The organism is Kribbella sp. VKM Ac-2566, assembly GCF_004366005.1.
Taxonomy (GTDB): Bacteria; Actinomycetota; Actinomycetes; order Propionibacteriales; family Kribbellaceae; genus Kribbella; species Kribbella pratensis.
In genome coordinates this window covers 444,672-464,144 of sequence record NZ_SODT01000008.1, presented here as the reverse complement: position 1 = coordinate 464,144, position 19,473 = coordinate 444,672, and the positions used below count along the sequence as shown (strand labels likewise).

The following is a 19,473-nucleotide window of genomic DNA, read 5'->3' as shown; positions in this document are numbered from 1 at the left end:
CTGGTGAAGTTCCGGCGGCCGAAACTACGTCGGCTGGCCGGACCGGCTGGTCGCGCGGGCTGGGGTCTTGCCGATCAGGGCTTGTCGAGCCTCAGCAACCTCGCCGTCGGGGTCGTCGTCGCGCGGTCCAGTACCGTCGCCGACTTCGGTGTCTACGCGCTCGCGTTCGGTGGCTACACGATCGCCCTGAACGTGTCGCGGGCGATCTCGACCGAGCCCCTCGCCGTCCGCCACTCCGGCGTTCGCAGCCCGGAATGGGAACGAGCAGTCCGGGCCAGTACGGCGACGGCGCTCTTCACCGGAGTCCTGGCGTCGTTGCTCGGTCTTGCCATCGCGGCTGTCCCGGCCGTTCCGTCTCGTGGTGTGCTGCTTGCCTTCGCCTTGACCATGCCGGGCCTGCTCCTGCAGGACGCGTGGCGCTGGGCGTTCTTCGTCGTCGGCGAGGGCCAGAAGGCGTTCGTCAACGACCTGATCTGGTTGCTCGCGATGCTGGCGATCTTCGGCGGCCTCTATCTCACCGGTACGACGTCCGCGTTCACGCTCACGTTCGGATGGGGACTCGGCGCGGTGATCGCGGCGATCGCCGGCCGCTTCCAGGCGGGCGTGGCGCCGCGCCGGCAGCTGATTCGTGAATGGGTCAAGCGGAACTGGGACCTGAGCCCGAAGTACGTCGGGGAGATGCTCGCGGTCTCCGGCACCATCCAGCTCTACATGCTCGGCATCACGGCCGCCGCCGGCCTCGTCGCGACGGCGGGCATCCGGGGAGCACAGGTACTGCTCGGCCCGGTCAACGTGCTGAACCAGGGCATCCGGATGATCTCCGTCCCCGAGGCGGCCCGGGCGTTGCGGCACTCGTACCGGCGCCTGTGGCTCGCCGGCCTCGCCATCTCGCTCGGCGTCGGCGCAGGCGCACTGGCGTGGGGCGCGATCTTCCTCCTGCTACCTCCGGTCGTCGGCCGCGAACTGCTCGGCCCCGGCGTCTGGAACCAGGCCCACAGCGTCCTGGTCCCCGTCATCCTGCTCCAGGCCCTGGGCGCCTCCAACGCCGGCGCCTTCGCCATCCTCCGAGCCCTCACCGCCGCCACCCGCGGCCTCCGCGTCCGCCTGATTTCCTCAGTCGTCCTGATCGTCTGCGGCGTCGGCGGCGCCTTCCTCTGGGGTCCCCAAGGCGCGGCGTGGGGCCTGGCCGGCGCCTCGTTCGCCACCCTGCTGCTGTGGTGGAACGAAGCCCACCGAGCGATCGCCGCCCACCGCCGGGTCAGCGGACGGTGACGGTGGAGTAGCCGCTTCGTACGGCGTGACTCCCGTCGGACACCTCGATGCGGTAGTTCTGGGTTGTTCTGGTCGGTGCTGTGGTGTCGGTGAGCGTGACGGTGGGGCGGGACCAGAACGCGGAACTGACTCTCGTGACGGCGACGACGGTCGTCCCGCGGAGCAGGCGATAGGTGAGGCGGATGTCGTCGTTGTCCAGCGAGGCCTGGACAGTGGCCTTCACCTGACCGATGGCCGGCCTGGAGAGTGTCGGCGACGCCGGGGCGCTCGGTGCGGCGCCGGCGCCGAGATTGGTGAACCGGGTCAGGCCCTGCTGGCCGGCGCCGTTGACCTTGGTGAAGTCACCACCGATCCAGAGATCACTGCCGCCAGTTGCCGACACGAGTGGACCGACCGATGTCGGCGGTCCTGCGTTCGTGTTCGGGAACCAAGGTCCCAGGGAACCGTTCGCCGGGTTCTGCAGTAGCAGGAAGTGGGTGCCGCTGCCGTCCGAGAAGGCACCGGGACAACTGTGCGCGTGCGACCCCTTGAACAGCCACCCGTTCACCATGGTGATCGCCTCGGTCGCGCCCAGGCAGGTGCTCTTCCAGACCAGGTTGCCGGTGGCAACATCAGCCGCCCAGGTCCCGTCGAAGCACCCCCAGCCGTCGCCGGCGTTGGCGAAGTACACCCGGCTGCCGGACGTCTCGATGTCCTTCACCCGCGACGTGCACCCGCTCGACGGCGACGGTACGGCCGACGCCGCGGCGAAGCGCAGCGGTGCGCCGGTCGAGTTGTTGACGCTGGCAACAGCCCAGTGACTCGTTCCGCCGATCTTGGCGAACGACCCGCCCAGATAGACCTTCGAGTTGTCGTCGGCCGCGTCGATCGCGTAGACATCGTTGTCAGCGTTCGGGTTCCACGGCAGCAGGGCGCCGGTGACCGTGCTGATCGCGGCGGCCCGGTTCCGGGTCACGCCGTTCACGATCCCGAACGACCCGCCGAAGTACAGGCTGGATCCGCCGATCGCGAGCGCCTTCACCCGGTACGACACCTGCGGCGCGATGGCCGCGACCAGCGCGCCGGTCGCAGTGTTGAACGCGGCGATCCGGTTCCGGACCTGGCCGTCGACGCGGGTGAAGTCCCCGCCGATGTACACCCTCGAGCCGTCGGCCGACGCGACGACCGCCCAGACGATCCCGTTCAGGACATGGTTCATCCCGGCGTCGAGCGCGCCCGTGCTCTGGCTGAACGCGGCCAGATAGGTCCGGCTCGTCTCGTGGGTCCCGGCGGCCGCGCCCGGCGGGCGTACGGTCAGGAAGCGGCCCCCGACGTACGCCTTGCCCTTGGCAACGGCCAGGCCGAGCACACTGGCGTCGGTCTGCCACGTCGATACGGCGACGGCGGTCAGGCCTGCCCCGGTGGCTGTCGCGGGTGCTGCCGGCACCACCCCCAGCACGAGCCCACTGATGCCTAACGCAACTAACAGTCGTGTCCCCATGATCGATCCCCCTTGGTCACCAAGCTACGACTGAGGGTTCCGATGCGGAAGGGGCAAGTCAGGGGATCTTTACTGTGGCGTTGGCGCCCTTCATGATGTTGCGGCCGTCGTGGACCTCCACGTGGTACGTGTACGACGAGCCGCGGGCGAGGCCGCGGTCGACGACCTGGTAGGTCTTGCGGGGCTGCCAGAAGTACGTCGTGTACTTGTTCGAGCCGACGTTCAGCGAGCCTCGGAACACGTTGTACGTGAGCGTCAGGTTGTCCAGGTCGTACGAGTCCGTGTAGCTCACGTACACGCGCCCCGACGACGTCGCGGTCAGCGTCGGAGCCTTCGGTACGGCGGGAGCCGCACCGCCGGGCGTGTTCGTGAACCGGGTGATTCCAACCTGGATCGTGCCGTTCACGTGCAGGAAGTCGCCGCCGACCCACAGGTCGGTGGCGGTGCCGGCCATCGCCAGCGGACCGACCTGGGTGGTGCTCTTCGGGTTCGCGTCGGTGTTCGGGAACCACGGCCCGAGGTTGCCGTTGATCGTGCTCTCGACCAGCAGGTAGTGCGTGCCGGTTCCGTCCGGGAAGCCGTTCGGCGACGAGCTGCAGTTGTGGGCGTGCGAGCCCTTGTAGAGCCAGCTGCCGATTGCCTTGATCGCCTCGGTCGCGCCCAGGCACTTGTTCTGCCAGAGCAGCTTGCCGGTCGACACCTGCGCGGCCAGTACGCCGTCGTAGCAGCCGCCACCGTCGCCGCCGTTGGAGACGTACACGTTGTCGCCCAGGGTGTCGATATCCTTCACCCGCGTGGTGCAGGTCGCCGTCGGCTTCGGGATCGCGGCCGCCGCCGGGAAGGCGAACGCCGCGCCGGTGGTGTTGTTCAGCATCGCCAGCGAGTAGTGGTCCTTGCCGTTGATCGTGCTGAACGGTCCGCCGACGAACACCCGGGTGCCGTTGTCGGCGACGTCGACGGCGTACACGTCGTTGTTCGCGTTCGGGTTCCACGGCAGGAGGTCGCCCTGGATCAGCCGGACCGCGCCCAGCCGGTTGCGGGTCGCGCCGTCGATCGCGCGGAACGCGCCGCCGATGAACACACTGTTGCCGTAGATCGCCAGCGCCTTGACCCGGGCCGCCACGACCGGGTCCCAGGCCGCGACCAGCTTGCCGGTGGCCACCGAGAACATCGCGATCTTGCTGCGCCGGATGCCGTTGACCGTGGTGAAGTCACCGCCGATCACCACCCACTTGCCGTCCGGGCTGGTGGCGATGGCATACACCGGTCCGTTCAGCACCGGCGCGAACGCGGTCGGCCTCCCGGTGGTGCGGTCGAACGCCGCGACGTACGAGCGGAGGGCCTCCGGCGCCTGTCCGGACGCCTTGCCTGGCTGCCGAAGCCTGGTGAAGAGACCGCCCGCGAACACGGTGTTCCCGGCGATCGCCAGCGCGTTCACGCTGTTGTTGGTCTGCCACGAGGTCTGCTTGATCGCGGACACCGCGGACGCGAAGCCCGGCGTCGCTGCCTGCACCGGAGGTCCGGAGGGAATCAACGCGGCGGCGAGCACAGCCGCACCCGTGATCAGGGCGAGCACTAACTTCTTCATTTATGTCCTTCGACAGGCGGGGGCGTAACAGTGCGTGCCTCATCACGCACCAGCGGCGGACATTACCGCTGTGGGAGGCCCACCGGAAGCGGACCTCCCACCCGCGTTATGAGTTTGTGTCAGATCTTGCAGAAAGACGCCTTTTCACCTTGCTGCATAGTGGGATTGGACCTGTACGGGGGTGAGTGCGTACGGGTAGACGGCCGCCTCGTCGATACCCATTCCGGTCTGGGTCGCTCCACCACCGGGCCACGAGTTGGTGAGGTCGTACCCGACCCGCCACCAGCCGTAGTACAACGACGCCGAGCCGACCAAGGCGCTCCCGCTGAGTACGCCGTCGACGTACAGCTTCATCATTCCCGTGCTGCCGGAGCCGTCGTAGCTGCCGACCACGTGGTGCCACAGGCCGTCGTTGTTGCCGGACGGGCTGGTCAATGTCCGCTGCGAGCCGTCGTTCACGCCGAAGACGATCGAGCCGTTGGTCCGCATGTACAGCATCCGGTCGCCGCCACCGCCGCTGTTCCCGGTCTTCGAGTTGCCGAAGCCGATGATCCGGCCGCCGCGGTTGAACCCGCTCTGCTTGACCCAGGCCTCGACCGTGAACTGCTGCGGCATGCTGTACGCCTTCTCGCCGACCATCCGCCCGCTGGTCGAACTGGTCGTCATCGCGGTGTTGCCCGCGATCGCGCCGGCACCGCCCAGCGTCACGCCGGTGAACGTGCCGTTGTTGCTCTGCCCCGAGGCGTCGACCGAGGTCGTCGTACCGGCCGGCTCGCCGAGTCGCCAGTAAGCCTGCGACCCGTCCGCGTTGACGATCTGGTCGTACGCCGTCGACGCGGCCGAGGCGACCGTGATCTGGTCGGAGTAGTTGCCGCGGACCGTCGTACTGCCGTCGGTGACCTCGACGCGGTAGTTGGTGACCTCACCCGGCGCCGAGGAGGTGTCGGTGTAGCTCAGCCACGGCCGGTCCCACGGCGTGGACCTGGCCGTCCAGGTCGCGATCGTGGTGTTGCTGAAGCCCTTGAGCAGCCGGTAGGTCAGCGTGCTGTCGTCGTTGTCGACCACGGTCGGGAAGTGGATCTGCACGACACCGGGCTGGACGCTGTAGGGGAGCAGCTTGGCCGGTTTGGCCGGGGCCGCGCCCGGGGCGGCGTTGGTGAAGCGGGTCAGGCCCTGCTGGCCGGTGCCGTTCACGTTCAGGAAGTCGCCGCCGACCCACAGGTCGTTGCCGCCGGTCGCGAACGCCAGCGGGCCGACGTTGGTGACGCTGTTCGGGTCGGCGTCGGTGTTCGGGAACCACGGCCCGAGCGTGCCGTCGGTCAGCTTCTCGCTGAGCAGGAAGTGGTACCCGAAGCCCTGCGGGAAGCCGCCGGCGCCCTGGTTGGCGCAGTCGTGCGCGTGCGAGCCCTTGTACAGCCAGCCGTTGACGACCTTGACCGCCTCGGTCGCGCCCAGGCACTGGTTCTTCCACTTCAGCGTGTTGGTCGCGATGTCGGCCGCCCAGGTGCCGTCGAAACACCCGCCGCCGTCACCGCCGTTGCCGAAGTACACGGTGTCGCCGCTGGCGTCGATCGTCTTCACCCGGGTCGTGCACGACCCGTTCGGCGGCGGTACGGCGGATGCGCCGGGGAAAGGCAGGACGGCGCCGCTGACCGGATCGAGGCTCGTCACGGTGTTCTGCATGGTGCCGTTGACGGTGCTGAACTGACCACCGGCGTACACCTTGGACGCGTCATCGGCGGCGTCCACCGCGTACACGTCGCCGTTGACCGCGGGCGCCCATGGCAACAACGTGCCGGTGTCGGTGGTGACGGCCGCCAGCCGCAGGCGGTCCACGCCGTTCACCAGGCCGAACGAGCCGCCGAAATACACCGTCGTACCGGAGACCGCGATGGACTTGACGCGGTACGAAACGGACAGTTTCCAGTTCGTCACCAGGGCGCCGGTGGCGGTGTCGAAGGCGGCGATCCGGTTCCGCGTCTGGCCGTTGACCGTGGTGAAGTCACCGCCGACGAAGATCCGGGAACCGTCTGCGGAGGCGGCGACCGCGTAGACCTGGCCGTTCAGCACCGGGTTGAACGAGCTGATCAGCGCGCCGGTGCCCGCGTCGAAGGCTGCCAGGTAGGCCTGGGCGACCTCGCCGGTTCCGGGCGCGGCGCCCGGCGGCCGGACGCTGGTGAAGCGCCCTCCGGCGTACGCCGTGCCGGCGGCGACCGCGAGACCCTGGACGCTGGCGTTGGTCTGCCAGGTCGAGCTGTTGGTTGCCGCGAGCGAAGCCTCGACGCTCTGCGCCGGTGGCGCAAGCGTCACCACCAGTGCACCGGCAAGCAGAGTGCCCACGATCCCCAGGCGCGTGAACAGCCGTGTCTTCGTCATGTAGCGATGTCCCCCCTTGGACATGATCGGCGCACGAGGCGCCTGATACCTCAGATATCCCCCCGGAAGAGAGTAGGGCACAGCGAGCACATCGCGTGAGCACCCGGTCCGGACCTGTGGATATCCTGGGTCGCCGGCGCCGAACAGAGTGAGGCTGCGCCGAATTGGAGGTGGGCATGGAACCGGGCACCGTGGTCTGGCGGGAAACCGCTCAGTCACTGCTGCGGCAGAAATGGCTGATCCTGGGCTGCATCCTGCTCGGACTGCTCGGCGCCTCCGTGTTCGCGCTCTCCCAGACCGAGCGCTGGACCGCCTCGAGCCAGCTGGTGATCGGTCCGGCGGTGCCGCCGGCGCTGGTCGGCAAGCTGTCCACGTCCGCAGACAAGAGCGGCCCGCTGGGAATGGACCTCCCGGCCGAGACCCAGGCGCGGGTGATGGCCAGCCCGACGCTGCTCAAGGCCGTCGTCAAGGCGCTCGGCATGCCGGACAACGACCAGACCATCCAGGACCTGGCCGCGGTGACGCGGGTGAAGGCCGTCACCGACAACGCCTACCTGGTCACCACCGACGGCCCGACCGCGCAGAAGGCGGTCGACCGGGCGAACGCGATCTCCGCGATCTACCTGGCGCAGCGCAATTCCGAGGCCAAGGCGCTGCTGACCAACCTGGCCGAGCAGGCCCAGGCCCGGTCGAAGACGGCGACCACGCAGTCCCGCAGCCTGGTCAGCCAGATCGACGAAGCCGTCGGTCGCGGCGACAACCAGACCGCGGCAGCACTGCGCGACCAGCGCGTCGGCCTGGCGACCGAGGCCCGGCAGGCCGCGGACGACGCAGCCGCGATGCTGAAGGCGCTGTCGACGGTCGGCTCCGGGAGCCAGCTGGTCACGCCGGCGACGACCGACACCGCCAGCTCGTCGCCGATGGTTGCCCGCGACATCCTCGTCGGCGGGATCCTCGGACTGGTCCTCGGCTTCGGCCTCGCGCTCCTGCGGTCGCATCTGACGCCGTACATCCTGACCCGCGACCAAGCGGCACGGGCATCGTCCGCGCCGGTGATCGCCGCATCCGAGGGGTATCGGCGACGGGTGTGGCAGCGGTCCGCTCCGGAGCTCCCGCAGTACGAGATCACCGCGCTCGGCGCCGAGGCGAGCGGTGCGCTGGCGCGGCGCGAGCTGAACCCGCGCGCGTTCGCGGCCGGCTCTCCGGGCGCGCTGCTGGTCGTGTCGGCGTCCCCGACTCCGAACTCGGCGGGGATCGCGCTGGCGATGGCCGAGGCGAACGCCCGCGACGGCCGCGAGACGCTGCTGGTGCTGGCTGACATCGAAGGTACGCCGGTGCTCCCGCATCTCACCGGGCACGAGGGCCTCACCGACCTGGTCAACGAGCCGGCCGCGACCCGTGCGATCCGAGCCCGGAAGCTGTTCCGGCCGGGGACCGTCGCGGACCTGTACGTGCTGCCGCCCGGGCTGAACCACGAGGAGACGGCCGAGGCGGTAGGCCCGTCGCTGGTCCCGGGGATCGTCGCCGACCTGCCGCCCGGGTACTCCGTGGTGGTCCACGGCCCGGCCTCCGTCGGGCGGCACGGCATCACGCCGCTCGCCGCGGCGGTCGATGCGTCGGTGCTGGTGGTGCAGGTCGGTCTCGACAAGGAGATGGACGTCGCGCGGCTGACGGGCGCCCTGCAGTTCGCCGGCGCTCCGGTGCTGGGCGTCGTACTGATCGGCACGTCGACGCAGGACGAGACCCTCGGGATCCCGCTGAACTACAAGCCGCTGGACGCGGGTACGCCGACGATGCGCTGATGTCCATGGCTTCCGGGACGCGATTGGCCCCCGCGGTACCGGGCACGGTCGCCGGCGAGAGCGAGCGGCCGGCCTGGTTCTGGCTGATGCTGTGGTGCCTGTTCGTGCTCGGCGTGCAGCCGTGGTCGTCGCGGGTGGCCGCCCCGCAAGGCACGACCGGGTCCACGAACAGCATTGCGAAGGGGCTGCTGCTCGGCGCGGTCTTCATGGTCGCACTGGCCGCGACCAAGCCCGGGTTCCGGACCCGGGTGAATCCGGCGAGCTGGCTGTACGTGATGTATGTGCTGTTCGCGTGTGCGACGGCGTTCCTGCTGGCCGAGCCGATGGGGCCGCTGACGCGGTTGGCGCGCTTCCTGATCGGCCTGGTGCTGCTGTTCCTGTTATGGGGGCCGCTGGTGCAGGTGCCGGAGCGGCTGGTCCGCGCGCATCTGTGGGCCCACCTGTTGCTGGCGGCAACCGTCGTACTGAGTCTGGCCTATGCGCCGTCGCAGGCGTGGCGGCCGCTGCGGTCCCTCGGCGCCGGGTACCGGCTGCAGGGCGTCATCATCCCGATGCTGCCGCCGCGCGTCGGCGAGGTCGGCGCGATCCTGCTCGGGCTGGCGCTGATCGGCCTGGTCTGCCGGAAGCTGGCCACGCTGCCCGCGGTGGTGCTGATCGGCCTCGGCGGCGTCCTGATCGCGGCCAGCCGGACCCGTACGTCGGCCGCCGCGGTCGCAGGTGGGCTCGTGATCGCACTGATCATCACCCGGAAGACGTGGCTCGGCCGGATCGCGTGCCTCGCCGTACCGGGGCTGCTCGGCGTCGCGTTCCTGACCATCGGCTCGTTGCACACCTGGCTGCTGCGCGGCCAGGGCACGCAGCAGATCACGTCGCTGAGCGGCCGTACGACGAGTTGGCAGGCGGTCCTGGACGAGAAGGTGTCGATCCAGACCGCGATCATCGGCCACGGACTCGGCAACAAGCGCGTGCTGCTCACCCGTGGTGAAGGCGATGTCGACGTGATGGCGATCGACAACAGCTGGCTCGGGCTCTACTGGGAGACCGGGCTGCTGGCCGTGGCGATCGTCGCGGTGGCGCTGATCGCGGCGTGGGTGTCGGTCCTGCGCGCTCCGACGCCGTACGTCCGGGCCTGTGGCGCCTTGCTGCTCGGGTACGTCACGGCCGCCTCGCTCAACGAGAGCGGCCTGTCAGACCTGTCCTCGATGACCGTGCACCTGCTGGTGGCCGCCGCGATCTGCGACGGCGACCGGCTACGGCAGCGAAGACGCGCGTCAGCTGCTCACTGAGTCCTGGTCGAAGCCGGACTGCTGCCACTCGGACCAGGTCATCGTCTTGCCGCGGTACGCAAAGCGATCGGCGCCCCCGGAGACGCGGTAGCTGTTGCGGCGGAACGTGATGGCGCCAGGTTGCGCGGGGGAGCTCTTGTTCTCCACCACACCGAGGGACGAGGCGGCGTCGGTCATCACGACCAGGTTGCCCTCGACGAGGACGTTGCGCAGGACGTAGGTACCGCGCGGACCCTCGCCGCGTGTGCGGGACTGGATCGACAGCGCGTTGCGGTTGTCCTGGATCAGGTTGCCCCGGACCTGTACGTCGGACGACGTGTTGACGTTGATGCCGCCGCCGTCCCAGAGCGAGCCGCCGGAACCGCGGCCGGTGCCGAAACCGTTGTGCTGTACGACGTTCTGGTCGATGACGCCGGCGTAACTGATCTCGTACCGGATCCCGTCCGCGGCGTTGTCGCGGATCCGGTTCCCGGTGATCCGGCGGTCGTACTCCGCGATGTCGCTCCACATCCCGATGCCGCGGTTCGCGACGATGTCGTTGCCGCTGACCTCGCCGGACGACCTGGTGGACTTGATCCCGCCGGACTCCCAGTCCGCGATCCAGAACCCGTCGGTGTTGTTGCGGGTGACCAGGTTCGCGCTGATCCGGACGCCGGCGGACTTGTACTGGCCGATGCCGAGCTGCCCGTTGTCCGCGACCGTGTTCCGGCTGACCTCGGCGTTGTCGCCCTCGATCACCATGATGCCGACGGCGTGGTTCCACCGGACCTCGTTCGCGGTCACCTTCCAGCCTTTGCCGGCCTGCAACGCGCCCGCCTGCGGGCGGCTGGCGAAGTGCTCGATCGTCAGGCCGGTCACAGTCACCTTGTCGGCCGACTTGTCGATCGCGGTCTGGGTGCGCGACATCTCTGTGACGTGTCCGGTCGGGTCGTCGCCCAGGTAGAGGGCGTTGGCCTGGTAGTCGGCGAAGAACGTGCCCGGCTTCACCTGGCTCAGGCTCATCACGCGGGTCAGGTGGTTGCCGTCGAGGAACAGTTGCTCGCCGACCTGGCACGGCTTGGTCTTGTCGTCCTCACACTGGCCCTTGAGCGGGTACGCGGCGGGCAGCACGCCCTGCACTGACCAGGCGTTTCCGGCTCGCTTCCATCCGGTCAGTCGGACGGCACCGCTCAGTACGACGCCCGGCCCGCCCGCGAGCGTGTCGCCCTCACGGGGCTGGATCGCTCGCCTGAGGCGGTGGACACCGTTCGCAAAACAGAACGTGGTGCCTGCCGGGGCGGCGTCGATGATCGGCTGCGGGTCGACGCCGACCTCGATAGCCGTTCCGCTACAGGGCTTCGCTGTACTCGGGCCCGTCGGCCCGAGCACAGCGGCAGCCGCGGCCGGAGGAGCCGTCGGAACCGTCACCGTGACTGTCGGCGCGGGCCTGGAGGGCTCGGGAGAGCCCTCTGAATCCGTGCAGCTCGACAACAGCAACAGCGCGGCACCAGCAGCCGCGACAACCCCACGCCTCATCCAGGTCCCTTCACCCGCCCCCGGCGAACAAGATCTGCGTGAGACTACCGGTTCGACAGGTACGTGTCCTTCGCAAGGTCGTACGCGAGTGCCTTCGCGATCTGCAGGGCGTCGTCCTCGTCCAGCCGGTGCTGTACGACGAGGTCGGCCAGGTAGCCGGCGTCGATCCGGCGAGCGAGGTCGTGCCGCGCGGGAATCGACAGGTACGCGCGGGTGTCGTCGACGAAGCCCGAGGTGTTGTAGAAACCGGCCGTCTCGGTCACGAGCTCGCGGAACCGGCGCATGCCGTCCGGGCTGTCCAGGAACCACCACGGCGCACCGAGCCGCACGGCGGGGTAGACGCCTGCTAGCGGTGCTAGCTCCCGTGAGTACACGGTCTCGTCGACGGTGAACAGCACCAGCCGGAAGCCCTCGGCGTGCCCGAACCGCTCGAGCACCGGTCGCAGCGACCGCGTGAACTCGGTCGCCACTGGGATGTCGTGTCCCTGGTCGGGCCCGTACGTCGCGAAGATCGCCGGGTCGTGGTCCCGCAGTACGCCGGGGTGCAGCTGCATCACCAGTCCGTCCTCGGCCGACATCACCGCCGACTGGTACAGCATGTGTCCCGCGAACGCCGCCGCGTCCTCGGCCGTCACGTCACCCTTCAACGCACGGGCATAGATCCGCCCGGCCTCCGCATCGGTCAGCGGTACGGCGGCCGCGCTCAGGTGACCGTGGTCGGTGGCGCGCGCACCGGCCGCGACGAACGCCTGCCGGCGTTGCCGGATCGCCTGCAGGAACCCGTCGTACGTCGAGGTGTCGACGTCGGCCAGCGCGCCGAGCTGCGCGATCAGCGCGGGCCAGCCGTCCCGGTCGACGTGGGCGACGGCGTCCGGCCGGAAGGTCGGGACCACTCGGCCCGGCAGGTCCGCGGCGAGCTTCGCGTGCCGGGCGAGGTCGTCGGTCGCCGCGTCGGTGGTGGAGATCAGCTCGATGTTGAAGCGATCCAGCAGCGCTCGCGGCCGGAACTCGGGCTCCGCGATGCGGGCCATGATCTGGTCGTACAGCTCGTCGGCGGTCTCAGCGGACGGGTGCACGGTGAGGCCGAGGACCTCGGCGAACTCGTGCTCCAGCCAGTAGCGGCTCGGCGTGCCGAGGAACAGGTGCCAGTTGGTGCAGAACTCCCGCCAGATCTCCCGCGGCTCGGCTGTCTGACGACCGTCGCGACGGGGGAGTCCGAGCCTGTCGGGGGAGACGCCCTGGGAGATCAGCATCCGGGTCACGTAGTGGTCCGGCACGACCAGCAGCTCGGCGGGGTTGCCGAACGGTGCGTCGTCGGCGAACAGCCCGATGTCGACGTGACCGTGCAGGCACAGCAGCGGCAGGTCCTTCGTCGAGGCGTGGATCCGGCGGGCGACGTCCCGCGCGGCGCCTGCCGGCAGGGCGCGGTCCGGATGAGGCTGCAGGGCCTTCGGCATGGGTCCTCCGATGTGGGCTGAAACGTGTTCTGCAAAGGATTGCAGCCGCTGCTTGTCAGCACAAGGCAGCGTCCGTTGGGTGACCGCTTGACACAAACTGCAACCGATTGCAGACTCATCCGCGACCCCCTGAGGAGATGACGATGGCGGCAACGATCCGGGATGTGGCGCGGCTGGCCGGCGTATCGCCGTCGACGGTCTCGCGTGCGCTCTCGCTGCCCGGCATGGTCAATGCGACCACCAGGGCCCGCGTCGCGGCCGCGGTCGAGCAGCTCGGGTACGAGCCGAATCGCGCGGCCCGCGGCCTGATCACCGGCCGGACCGGCACCATCGGCCTGGTCGTGCCGGACCTGGCCAACCCGTTCTTCGCCAGTCTCACCAAGGGCGTGCAGGCGCGTGCCCGCCACCACGACGTCGCCGTGTTCGTCGCGGACACCGACGAGGACCCGGCGGCCGAAGCCGGGCTGGTTCGGGCGCTGTCCAAGCAGGTCGACGGTGTCGTCCTGTGCTCGCCGCGGGCGAGTGACGAGGAGCTGGCGGCGATCGCCCAGGACACCACCGTCGTACTCGTCAACCGCACCGCTGTCGGTCTGCCGGGGGTTGCCTACGACAACGAGGACGGGATGCGGCAGGCCGTCGCGCATCTCGTTGCCCTCGGCCACCGCCGGATCGCGTGGGTCGGTGGGCCGGCGACATCCTGGTCGACCCAGCACCGCGGTTTCGGCCTGCGGAACGCGGTCGAGGCACTGCGGGCCGAGCTCGCGCCGGTGGGCAACTTCGCGCCGACGTACGAAGGTGGCATGGCGGCCGCCGACCAGGTGGTCGCGACCGGCGCCACCGCGGTCGTGGCCTACAACGACCTGGTGGCGATCGGTCTGCTGGCCCGCCTGCACAGTCGCGGCATCTCGGTTCCCGGCGACCTGAGCGTGGTCGGGGTCGACGACATCGCGATGTCCAGGATGGCGCGGCCCGCGCTGACCACGGTCCGGCTGCCGAAGCAGGAGGCCGGCCGGATCGCCGTCGAACTGCTGCTCGCGATGCTCGACGACCCCGACAGCGCGGCCGAAGGTCCGAAGCACGGGGAACTGCACGGGGAACTGATCGTCCGGGACTCGACCGGACCAGCACCACAGAAGTGATCAACCCGGCCAGTCGTGACGCTGTGCCGGGCCGCCCTTGATCCGAGGAGACACCCGATGCATCTGCAGCGGAAGTTGATCGCGGCCACCGGCCTGTTGGCCGTGTCGGCCGTATTGGTCGCCTGCGGCGCCCCGGCGCCGAACAAACCCGCCGCCGACAGCGGTGGCGACGTGCCGGACAAGCCGGCCAAGGCCGTGACGCTGAACGTCCTCGACGTGGCCGGCAATCTGCAGCTGACCCAACCGATGATCGACGACTTCGTCAAGCAGCACTCTGACGTGATCTCGAAGGTCACGTACTCGAAGGGACCCGCGCCCGAACTGTCCGGCAAGATCAAGGCCCAGCAGAACGCGAACCGGGTCGACATCGACCTGGTGCTGACCGGCACCGACGGTCTCGCCGCCGGCCGGGAGCAGGGCCTGTGGACCGATCTGCTGACGAAGTACTCCGACCGGCTGCCCGGTATGAAGGACTACCTGCCGCCCGCGGCCAAGATGCAGGAACTGGGCGGCAAGGAAGGCGTGACGGTCACCTACTACCCGTCCGGCCCGCTGCTCGAGTACATGCCGTCGAAGGTCCCGTCGCCGCCCAAGACGGCCGACGACCTGCTCGCCTACGCGAAGGCCAACAAGGGCAAGGTCATGTACGCCCGGCCCGCGAACTCCGGCCCCGGCCGCACGTTCCTGATGGGCCTGCCGTACATCCTCGGCGACAAGGACCCGAAGGACCCGGTGAACGGCTGGGACAAGACCTGGGCGTACCTCAAGGAACTCAACCAGTACGTCGACTTCTACCCGTCCGGCACCGCCGACACGATGAAGGCGCTCGCCAACGGTTCGGCCAACATCATCGCGAGTACGACGGGCTGGGACATCAACCCGCGCGTCCTCGGCACGGTCCCGAAGGAGGCCGCGATCACGCCGATCCAGGGCTTCCACTGGGTCACCGACGCGCACTACGCCGTCGTACCGAAGGGTGTGTCGACCGACAAGCAGGCGGCGATCCTGCAGCTGCTGCAGTTCATGCTGACGCCTGAGCAGCAGGCCAAGGCGTACGACAAGGGCTACTTCTACCCGGGGCCGGCGATCAAGGGTGTCGAGCTGACGCAGGCGCCGCAGGAGAGCAAGGACGCGATCTCGGAGTTCGGCCGGCCGGAGTACGACAAGTTGATTGCCGACAATCCGACAGAGGTACCGCTGGACGCGAAGGCGCTGGTGGCTGCCTTCGACAAGTGGGACCGCGAGGTCGGCGGCAGCAAGGTGAAGAAGTCGTGACCTCGTCGACCTCGAACTTCGAGCAGCTCCGGCTCGACGGTGTCACCCGCCGCTTCGGTGCGCCGGACACCCCGGCGGCGCTGTCCGAGCTCGACCTGACCATCGAGCGGGGCGAGTTCATCGCCCTGCTCGGTCCGTCCGGTTGCGGAAAGTCGACCGCGCTGAACTGCCTGGCCGGCCTGCTCCCGCTGACCGCGGGCTCGATCTGGCAGGACGATCGGCGGGTCGACACGCTTCCGCCGGAGAAGCGCGGCTTCGGAATGGTCTTCCAGAACTACGCGCTGTTCCCGCACCTGACCGTCCGGGACAACATCGCCTTCGGGCTGCGGATGCGCAACCTGCCGAAGTCCGACGTGCAGCGGCGGACCACCGAGGCGATCGAGATGGTGCAGTTGACCGAGCACGCGAGCAAGCTGCCCGGCCAGCTGTCCGGCGGTCAGCAGCAGCGGGTGGCGATCGCCCGCGCGACCGTACTCGAGCCTTCGCTCGTGCTGATGGACGAGCCGCTGAGCAACCTGGACGCCAAGCTCCGGCTGGAGATGCGCACCGAGATCCGCCGGCTGCACCAGTCGCTCGGCTTGACCACCGTGTACGTGACGCACGACCAGGAAGAGGCGCTCAGCATGGCCGACCGCCTGGTCGTCATGCGACAGGGCAAGGTGCAGCAGATCGGCACGCCCGAGGAGGTGCACACCAAGCCGTCGACGTGGCACGTCGCCGACTTCATGGGCTACCGGAATCTGCTGCCGCTGAAGGCGTCGCAGCTGAACGGTGACCAGGTGACCGTGGATCTCGGCGGTACGGCGATCCGTGGGTCCGCGCAGGGGCCTGTCGCGCCTGGGGACGACGTGATCGCCGCCGTACGGCCGGAGGACGTGAAGCTCGCGGATCAAGGTGTGAAAGGGCTTGTCGAGGTCGTCGAGTACCAGGGCCGCGAACGGGCGGTCGAGGTGGTTCTGGACGGCGGTGTCCAAGGCGGCGTGGCGCAGGATCCGGTGCGGTTGCACGTCCGGACGGAGCGGCGGGTCGAGGCGGGGGAGCAAGTGGCGCTGACCGTCACGCCCGGGCGGCTCCTGGTGTATCCGTCATGAGCGCGACCTGGCAGCACCGGCTGGCCGAGCGCGGTGTCGACCGCCGCCTGTGGTTGTTGCTCCCGGCCACGATCTTCGTCCTGTTGCTGTTCGTCTACCCGTTCCTGTACGGGCTCAGCCTGTCGTTCCAGCCCATGCAGGGCGGCGGCGTCCTGGCCAACTACGACAAGTTCTTCGGCGACGCGTACCAGCGCGACACGATCGCGACCACGCTGAAGATCGCGCTCCCCGCGGCGCTGCTGAACGTGCTGGCTGCCGTGCCGATCGCGTTCCGCCTGCGGGGCCGGTTCCGCGGCAAGCGGCTGCTGACCACGATCCTCGTCGTACCGATCACCCTCGGGACCGTGCTCACCGCGCAGGGACTGCTGAACTACCTCGGCCCGACCGGCTGGCTCAACCGCGTGCTGCTCAGCCTGCACATTGTTGACAATCCGATCCGCCTGACGAACAACTACTGGGGCGTGTTCTTCTCGCTCGTCATCACCGGGTTCCCGTTCGCGTTCCTGCTCGTGCTGTCGTACCTGTCCGGGATCGACCCGACGCTCGAACGGGCCGCGGCAACCCTCGGCGCCTCCCGCGCGCAGCGGTTCCGGCGGATCACCCTGCCGTTGTTGGCACCCGGATTGGCGACAACCTTCTTGTTGACATTCGTACTCGCGTTCTCGGTGTTCCCGTCCGCGGTGCTGGTCGGCAACCCGGCCGGATCCACCCGTGTCATCTCGCTGGCGGCGTACCAGGCGGCGTACGAGCAGTACGACTACTCCTACGCGTCGGCGATCGCGATGGTGATGGGCGCGGTGGAGCTGGTCGTCGTGGCGATCGTGCTGGTGTGGCGGTCGCGGCTCTACTCCGGATCGACGGGAGGCAAGGGATGAGCCGGAAGTTCGGGCCCGTTCGCGCCACCCCGTTGGGCTGGGTGGTCTGGGCCGTCGTCGTGTTCTTCTTCGTCAACCTCGCCGGCGTCGTGCTGTCGGTGCTGGTCAGCTCGTTCGGCAAGAAGTGGTTCGACACGTGGTTCCCGAGCGGTTTCACCACCCAGTGGTACGGCGACGCGTGGCGAGAGTTCACGTTGTTCCACGTCATCGTCGTCACACTGCTCGTGTCCGCGTTGGTCGTCGTACTGTCGGTGCTCGTCGGCGCCCCCGCGGCGTACGTGCTGGCCCGGAAGAACTTCCCCGGCAAGCGGCTGGTGTACCTGACGTTCCTGCTGCCGATCCTGATGCCTCCGATCACGTACGGCATCCCACTCGCGACCGTGCTCTACAAGTTCGGTTTGGCGGGGCACCTGTCCGGTGTCGTGCTGGCGAACCTGGTGCCGTCGGTGCCGTTCGTGATCCTCACGATGACGCCGTTCATCGAGCAGGTCGACCCACGGATCGAGGACGCGGCCCGGATGCTCGGCGCCGGGACCCGCGCGGTGTTCCTGAAGATCCTCGCGCCGCTGCTCGTCCCCGGCCTGCTGGCCTCGGCGATCCTGGTGCTGGTCCGGACCGTCGGAATGTTCGAGTTGACGTTCCTCACCGCCGGGCCGGACTCCCAGACGCTCGTGGTCGCGTTGTACTACTCGATGTCCGCGGCCGGGATCCGGGCGCAACAGTCCGTCGATGCGATGGCCGTGATCTACACCGCGATGATGCTGGTACTTCTGGTGGTGGCACTGCGCTTCGTCAACCCGACCCAATTGGTCGCCCGAGTGAAGGAAGAACCCTCCGAATGAGTTCGAGCAGGCTGAGTCTCACCAACCTCCCCGTCGCCCCCGCGGTCGACCCGAAGGCGTTGTCGGTCGGCATCGTCCATCTGGGGATCGGTGCGTTCCACCGCGCCCACCAGGCCGTCGTCACCGAACGGGCGGCAGTCGAAACCGGCGAGACCCGGTGGGGCATCACCGGCGTGAGCCAGCGCTCCACCACGGTCCGGGACCAGTTGGCGCCGCAGGACGGGCTGTACTCCGTCCTCGAGCGCGGTCTCGGTGAGCCGTCGGTTCAGGTGATCGGCAGCGTCCGCGAGGTACTGACCGTGCCCGAGGACCCGGAGGCGGTGGTCGCGCGGATCGCGGACCCGGCGGTGTCAGTGGTGACGCTGACCGTCACCGAGAAGGGGTACCGGGCCGCCGGCGCCGGGCTGAACCTGGACGACCCCGAGATCCAGGCCGACCTGACCGGCCGCCCGCCGCGCACGGTCGTCGGCCAGCTGGCGGCGGCGATCGCCCGTCGCGAAGAGCCGCTGACGATCGTCTCCTGCGACAACCTGGTGGCCAACGGGCCCTTCCTGCGCACACTGGTGACGGAGTACTTCGATGCGTTGGGCAAGGTTCCCTCGTCGTTCGACGGGACGCGGTTCCCGGCCAGCATGGTGGACCGGATCGTGCCGGCGACGACCGACGCGGACCGTGACGAGGCCGCTCGGCTGCTCGGCGTACGGGACGAGGCCGTGGTGGTCGCGGAACCCTTCCTGCAATGGGTGATCGAGGACGATTTCGCGGGTGCACGTCCCGCCTGGGAGCGTGGTGGCGCTGTACTCACCGGTGATGTCGCGCCGTGGGAGCAGGCCAAGCTGAGGATGCTCAACGCCACGCACTCGATGCTCGCGTACCTCGGTGCGCTGCGCGGGTACGAGACGATCGCCGAGGCGGTCCGCGACGAGGAGCTAGGTGGGCTCGCACGGCACTTGATGACCGACGACGTCGTACCGACCCTCACGCCGCCCGACGGGCTGGACCTGGCGGCGTACGGCGCGACCGTGCTGGAACGGTTCGAGAACCCGGCGCTGAAGCACCGCACCCGCCAGGTCGCGATGGACGGCTCGGTGAAGCTGCCGGTCCGGATGCTCGGCACAGTCCGCGACCGCCTGACAGCCGGCGCCGAGCCCCGCATGATCGCACTCGCCGTCGCCGCGTGGATGGTCTACGTCCAACGGACCCCGGAGCTCGACGACCCCCAGTCCGAACGCCTCAAGTCCGCAGTAGCAGGCATCACCGACCCCACCAAACTGGTAGACGCCCTCCTCGCGGTGGACACCATCTTCACCCCCGACCTCCGCGACTCACAGCTCTTCCGCGACCTCCTCATCGACCACGTCAACAGCCTGACCCACTAACCGGCTCTCCTGTCCGATGAGTGGGTGGTGATCAGCCCGATCAGAGGCACCGTCGTCCGCCGGCCCCGCGTCGAGCAGACGAGGCGTTATCCGGCT

Annotated in this window: 14 protein-coding genes; 9 read left to right on the top strand and 5 right to left on the bottom strand. The window is 69.1% G+C overall.

Features of this window, described 5'->3' with window-relative positions; translation table 11 throughout:
- Positions 1-3: 3 nt before the first annotated feature.
- The gene (locus tag EV647_RS05180; protein ID WP_133999158.1) at positions 4-1,272 is read left to right on the top strand and encodes a hypothetical protein; all 1,269 of its coding nucleotides are present in this window, start codon (positions 4-6) and stop codon (positions 1,270-1,272) included.
- Here EV647_RS05180 and EV647_RS05175 read toward each other — a convergent pair.
- From EV647_RS05175 to EV647_RS05165, 3 genes are all read right to left on the bottom strand, one after another.
- Positions 1,259-2,710: a fibronectin type III domain-containing protein gene (locus EV647_RS05175; protein ID WP_238177043.1), complete on the bottom strand. Its 1,452-nt coding sequence runs from the start codon at positions 2,708-2,710 to the stop codon at positions 1,259-1,261. The genes EV647_RS05180 and EV647_RS05175 overlap by 14 nt on opposite strands.
- A gap of 100 nt (positions 2,711-2,810) precedes the next feature.
- Positions 2,811-4,340: a fibronectin type III domain-containing protein gene (locus tag EV647_RS05170; RefSeq protein ID WP_133999155.1), complete on the bottom strand. Its 1,530-nt coding sequence runs from the start codon at positions 4,338-4,340 to the stop codon at positions 2,811-2,813.
- Between the two features lie 144 nt (positions 4,341-4,484).
- A complete protein-coding gene (locus EV647_RS05165; RefSeq protein ID WP_133999152.1) occupies positions 4,485-6,716 on the bottom strand; it encodes a LamG-like jellyroll fold domain-containing protein in 2,232 nt (743 codons plus the stop codon).
- A gap of 176 nt (positions 6,717-6,892) precedes the next feature.
- On the opposite strand from EV647_RS05165, the gene EV647_RS05160 reads away from it, so the two are divergent.
- Entirely contained in the window at positions 6,893-8,518 is a 1,626-nt protein-coding gene (locus EV647_RS05160) for a Wzz/FepE/Etk N-terminal domain-containing protein (RefSeq protein WP_133999149.1), read from the top strand.
- The gene (locus tag EV647_RS05155; RefSeq protein ID WP_238177042.1) at positions 8,518-9,804 is read left to right on the top strand and encodes a hypothetical protein; all 1,287 of its coding nucleotides are present in this window, start codon (positions 8,518-8,520) and stop codon (positions 9,802-9,804) included. The genes EV647_RS05160 and EV647_RS05155 overlap by 1 nt, the downstream gene beginning before the upstream one ends.
- Here the strand turns inward: EV647_RS05155 and EV647_RS05150 are convergent.
- Both EV647_RS05150 and uxaC read right to left on the bottom strand, forming a co-directional pair.
- Positions 9,790-11,211 (bottom strand): right-handed parallel beta-helix repeat-containing protein, encoded by a 1,422-nt coding sequence (locus EV647_RS05150; RefSeq protein WP_238177041.1) that lies wholly within the window; start codon positions 11,209-11,211, stop codon positions 9,790-9,792. The two genes, EV647_RS05155 and EV647_RS05150, sit on opposite strands and share 15 nt — an antisense overlap.
- A 152-nt stretch (positions 11,212-11,363) precedes the next feature.
- On the bottom strand, positions 11,364-12,776 hold the full coding sequence (uxaC, locus tag EV647_RS05145) for a glucuronate isomerase (protein ID WP_133999143.1): 1,413 nt from the start codon (positions 12,774-12,776) through the stop codon (positions 11,364-11,366).
- Between the two features lie 143 nt (positions 12,777-12,919).
- Here uxaC and EV647_RS05140 point away from each other — a divergent pair, with 143 nt between their 5' ends.
- Genes EV647_RS05140 through EV647_RS05115 form a run of 6 tightly spaced genes read left to right on the top strand, consistent with a single transcriptional unit; the run spans position 12,920 to position 19,377 of the window.
- Complete coding sequence (locus EV647_RS05140) at positions 12,920-13,915, top strand: LacI family DNA-binding transcriptional regulator (protein WP_133781896.1); 996 nt, start codon at positions 12,920-12,922, stop codon at positions 13,913-13,915.
- Positions 13,916-13,972: 57 nt separating this feature from the next.
- Positions 13,973-15,190, top strand: coding sequence for an ABC transporter substrate-binding protein (locus EV647_RS05135; RefSeq protein WP_133999140.1), 1,218 nt, complete (start codon positions 13,973-13,975; stop codon positions 15,188-15,190).
- Complete coding sequence (locus EV647_RS05130) at positions 15,187-16,281, top strand: ABC transporter ATP-binding protein (RefSeq protein WP_133999137.1); 1,095 nt, start codon at positions 15,187-15,189, stop codon at positions 16,279-16,281. Before EV647_RS05135 ends, EV647_RS05130 begins: the two co-directional genes overlap by 4 nt.
- Positions 16,278-17,156 (top strand): ABC transporter permease, encoded by an 879-nt coding sequence (locus EV647_RS05125; RefSeq protein ID WP_133999134.1) that lies wholly within the window; start codon positions 16,278-16,280, stop codon positions 17,154-17,156. Before EV647_RS05130 ends, EV647_RS05125 begins: the two co-directional genes overlap by 4 nt.
- Positions 17,153-17,998, top strand: coding sequence for an ABC transporter permease (locus tag EV647_RS05120; RefSeq protein WP_133999131.1), 846 nt, complete (start codon positions 17,153-17,155; stop codon positions 17,996-17,998). The genes EV647_RS05125 and EV647_RS05120 overlap by 4 nt, the downstream gene beginning before the upstream one ends.
- Positions 17,995-19,377 carry a mannitol dehydrogenase family protein gene (locus tag EV647_RS05115; RefSeq protein WP_133999128.1) on the top strand — a complete coding sequence of 461 codons (1,383 nt, stop codon included), beginning with the start codon at positions 17,995-17,997 and terminating at the stop codon, positions 19,375-19,377. Before EV647_RS05120 ends, EV647_RS05115 begins: the two co-directional genes overlap by 4 nt.
- Positions 19,378-19,473 lie beyond the last annotated feature (96 nt).

Bases quoted from the DNA above. Each gene is read 5' to 3' on its own strand.
- EV647_RS05170 (WP_133999155.1), bottom strand. From the start codon at position 4,340: ATGAAGAAGTTAGTGCTCGCCCTGATCACGGGTGCGGCTGTGCTCGCC.
- EV647_RS05165 (WP_133999152.1), bottom strand. From the start codon at position 6,716: ATGACGAAGACACGGCTGTTCACGCGCCTGGGGATCGTGGGCACTCTG.
- EV647_RS05160 (WP_133999149.1), top strand. From the start codon at position 6,893: ATGGAACCGGGCACCGTGGTCTGGCGGGAAACCGCTCAGTCACTGCTG.
- EV647_RS05155 (WP_238177042.1), top strand. From the start codon at position 8,518: ATGTCCATGGCTTCCGGGACGCGATTGGCCCCCGCGGTACCGGGCACG.
- uxaC (WP_133999143.1), bottom strand. From the start codon at position 12,776: ATGCCGAAGGCCCTGCAGCCTCATCCGGACCGCGCCCTGCCGGCAGGC.
- EV647_RS05140 (WP_133781896.1), top strand. From the start codon at position 12,920: ATGGCGGCAACGATCCGGGATGTGGCGCGGCTGGCCGGCGTATCGCCG.
- EV647_RS05135 (WP_133999140.1), top strand. From the start codon at position 13,973: ATGCATCTGCAGCGGAAGTTGATCGCGGCCACCGGCCTGTTGGCCGTG.
- EV647_RS05125 (WP_133999134.1), top strand. From the start codon at position 16,278: ATGAGCGCGACCTGGCAGCACCGGCTGGCCGAGCGCGGTGTCGACCGC.
- EV647_RS05120 (WP_133999131.1), top strand. From the start codon at position 17,153: ATGAGCCGGAAGTTCGGGCCCGTTCGCGCCACCCCGTTGGGCTGGGTG.
- EV647_RS05115 (WP_133999128.1), top strand. From the start codon at position 17,995: ATGAGTTCGAGCAGGCTGAGTCTCACCAACCTCCCCGTCGCCCCCGCG.